Below are 3,429 nucleotides of genomic sequence, written 5' to 3'. Positions count from 1 at the left end.
GAAGCAGGAACCCACCGAGGCGAGTCAGACTCCGGTCTGAACGCTGTAGGAATCCTCGCTCTTTAGGGCGGGGAGGATGTCAATGAACGCAGTGCGCCCTACAGTGGACATGCCTCTGTCTTTTTTGTTAAATAGTGATGTTTGTAATATAAAGGTTGGCCAAAACTGTGTTATCGCATCCGGCAACAATATCGTTACCGGACGCGATGTTGGCATAAATTGAATACTTCCACAGTTCTGTTATTTTTTAAGATCAAACCGATCCAGATTCATCACTTTTACCCACGCCCTTGCAAAGTCCTGCACAAATTTATCCTGGCCATCATTTGAAGCATAAACTTCGGCAACAGCGCGCAATTCAGCATTTGAACCGAACACTAAATCAACAGGACTGGCTGTCCACTGTAGTTTACCTGTCTGACGTTCGTATCCCTCATAGATGCCTTCAGTTTTTGAAGACTTTTTCCATTCAGTAGACATATCCAAGAGGTTCACGAAAAACGCGTTATTAAGTAATCCCGTGGTTTTGGTCAAAACGCCGACTTCAGAATGTCCGGCATTCGCATCAAGAACACGTAATCCTCCAACTAAAACAGTCATTTCAGGCACAGTCAGATCAAGTTTATCTGCGCGGTCTACCAGTAATTCCAACGGTGAGCGGGTGCTTTGAGCGTTGTCATAGTAGTTTCGGAACCCATCCGCTGTTGGCTCAAGCGCAGAGAAGGAGTGGATATCCGTTTGTTCCTGAGATGCGTCTGTTCTGCCTGCCGTAAAGGGCAAACTCAGGATAAAGCCTGCTTTCTTTGCTGCATCCTCAATAGCTGCATCTCCACCTAATACAATCAGGTCAGCAAGTGAGACTTTCTTTCCTCCGGTGCTTTTATTGTTAAATTCATTCTGTATTTTCTCCAGGGTTGCCAGGGTGTTTTTTAATTCCTTTGGATCATTCACTTCCCAGTTTTTCTGCGGCAGTAAGCGAATGCGGGCACCATTATCTCCTCCGCGGTAATCTGTGATACGGAAAGTGGAGGCTGAGGCCCATGCTGTTTTGATAAGAGCACTATCGGATAAAGAGGCATTCAGGATGTTTTTTTTCAACGAAGAGATATCGTTATTATCAATCATTGCATAGCGTGCAACTGGCAGCGGGTCCTGCCAGACGAAATCCTCTTTCGGGATCTCATTTCCTAAATAACGGGATTTCGGGCCCATATCTCGGTGAGTTAACTTAAACCAGGCTTGAGCGAAAGCCTGCTTAAATTCTTCCGGGTGATCTTTATATCGCATTGAGATTTTTCGGTATTCAGGATCCATTTTAAGTGCAATATCCGTGGTGAACATCATCAGAGGATGGTGTTTATTTGGATCTGTTGCATCAGGCACGATATTTTCTGCATCTTTGGGATTCCACTGCCATGCACCTGCAGGGCTTTTCGTTAGTACCCAATCATACGCATAGAGGTTTCTGAAATACTGCAAAGTAAAATGTGTTGGATCGGTAGACCAGGCACCTTCAAGGCCGCTGCTAATGGTATCTTTTCCTTTTCCTGAGCCACATTTATTTGCCCAACCTAGGCCTTGTTGTGCTAAATCAGACTTGTCTGGAACAGGGCCGACGCATTTATCAGGCGCTGCGGCACCATGAGCTTTCCCAAAGGTATGTCCGCCTGCGATTAAAGCAACCGTTTCTTCATCATTCATTGCCATTCTTCCGAAGGCATCACGGATATCTTTTGCAGCAGCAAGCGGATCTGGTTTTCCGCCAGGCCCTTCCGGATTAACATAGATTAAACCCATTTGCGTTGCTGCCAGAGGCTTATCAAGCTTTCCATTTTTATCCCGATTATTTGATAACGGCTTTGGACTCGTTCCCCAATAAACCAAATCAGATTGCCAGTCGTCTTCACGGCCGCCTGCGAAACCTAACGTTTTAAACCCCATGGATTCCATGGCGACATTTCCCGCCAGAACCATCAAATCACCCCAAGATATTTTGGCCCCGTATTTTTGCTTTACAGGCCATATTAAACGTCGGGCTTTATCGAGATTTACGTTATCTGGCCAGCTATTTAAAGGTGAAAATCGTTGCTGCCCACCGGCTATACCTCCACGGCCATCATAGACGCGATAGGTTCCTGAACCATGCCAGGCCATTCGGATGAAAAAGGGTCCGTAGTTACCGTAATCGGCAGGCCACCAGGGCTGAGAGGTTGTTAGGGCTTTTTTTAGGTCTGCTTTTACTGCGGACAGATCCAGACTATTAAACTGTTTCGCATAATTAAAAGTTTTCCCGTAAGGGTTGGATTCAATATCATGCGATCGCAGCGGAGCTAAGTTTAATTCATCAGGCCACCATCGGATATTATCCGAAGATAATGTTTGAGCTAATGCAGAGTTCACAGACAATGCCAGAGGAAGTAAACTTATAATAAATCTTGAAGCGTTGATATTCATGCTCAATCCTTTTTGTTAAGTGTAGTGTTACTCATTCCGTAAGTGATGTTATTCCTCATATAAAATGCGAACAATCGGCTGTGACAATAGCAATGATAGGGATAGTCTAATATGGTGGTATTTATTGTTATGCTCATATAGCAGTCTGTTCATAACAACTTGAATAGTGTGGTTTTTTAATTACATGCTCGATGATATTTATATTATATTTTTGTTGATTCTATATTTTCGATAAATCATTTTAATAAAACAGGGTGCGCAATGCATTAAATTGATTTTCTGGTACAACTACAATGGTTCTGTCGCATTAAAGCGACGTCGTGTAACATACTGTTTTTTTGTGATGTTATGCTTCTGAAACTGATCCGCTCTTTCCTCTGAATATAGTGGCTGCGTAAGTAAGGTCGTGGGGTTAACCGCCCACGGCCTTTAATAAATATTGAATCTCAATCTTTTATTTTATTATTAATTTTGGGGTTTTCTTCCGGTTAGTTGCATAAGCTGGCGACAACATATCTCGTTTTATTTTCCAGTCTTTGGCTATTCCTTGCCCCGCAAACCAGGCTTGATTACCAGTGTGATTCAGTTTATCGACAAAGGGCGAGGTTTTACAGCACACAGGGTAAAACGGAAAGGCTTGCTGAAGTCGTATATTTTATAGCGGTTTATCAGGTGTGGAAATGAAACTCCATTCAGACGACGGATAGATTCAAGCAAGCTAACTTACGATGCAAATATATGTAGCCGTAAGGAGCGGAAAGACCATCTCATCGCTTACGGAAGATCAGTACAGTTAATATATTTAAAATCACATGAAAAAAACCTGGTCAGTAACCAGGGTTTTGCAGTAATACGCGAAGATTACTCAGTTATCAGGCGTGTTGCAGTTCCACTCCGTGCTGAATAAGCAGTTCAGCATTCGAGCTTGCATGCTGATACACCTCATACTGCACACCACCGGTAGTGACCTGCCCG

The 3,429-nt window shown here is 43.6% G+C and carries 2 protein-coding genes; both read right to left on the bottom strand.

Translation table 11 applies throughout. The annotated features are described in order from the left end of the window. Nucleotides 1-240: 240 nt before the first annotated feature. Entirely contained in the window at nt 241-2,454 is a 2,214-nt protein-coding gene (gene katG, locus FH968_RS23425) for a catalase/peroxidase HPI (protein WP_139883874.1), read from the bottom strand. Between the two features lie 454 nt (nt 2,455-2,908). Continuing rightward, on the bottom strand, nt 2,909-3,073 hold the full coding sequence (locus tag FH968_RS23420) for a DUF4113 domain-containing protein (protein ID WP_370451557.1): 165 nt from the start codon (nt 3,071-3,073) through the stop codon (nt 2,909-2,911). Nucleotides 3,074-3,429 lie beyond the last annotated feature (356 nt).

It is taken from the genome of Buttiauxella sp. B2 (assembly GCF_006376615.1).
In the GTDB taxonomy this organism is placed as follows: domain Bacteria; phylum Pseudomonadota; class Gammaproteobacteria; order Enterobacterales; family Enterobacteriaceae; genus Buttiauxella.
This window is presented reverse-complemented; position numbering and strand designations above follow the sequence as displayed.

What these genes read in the sequence shown, in the direction of transcription:
- katG (WP_139883874.1), bottom strand. Translation starts at nt 2,454, where the DNA reads ATGAATATCAACGCTTCAAGATTTATTATAAGTTTACTTCCTCTGGCA.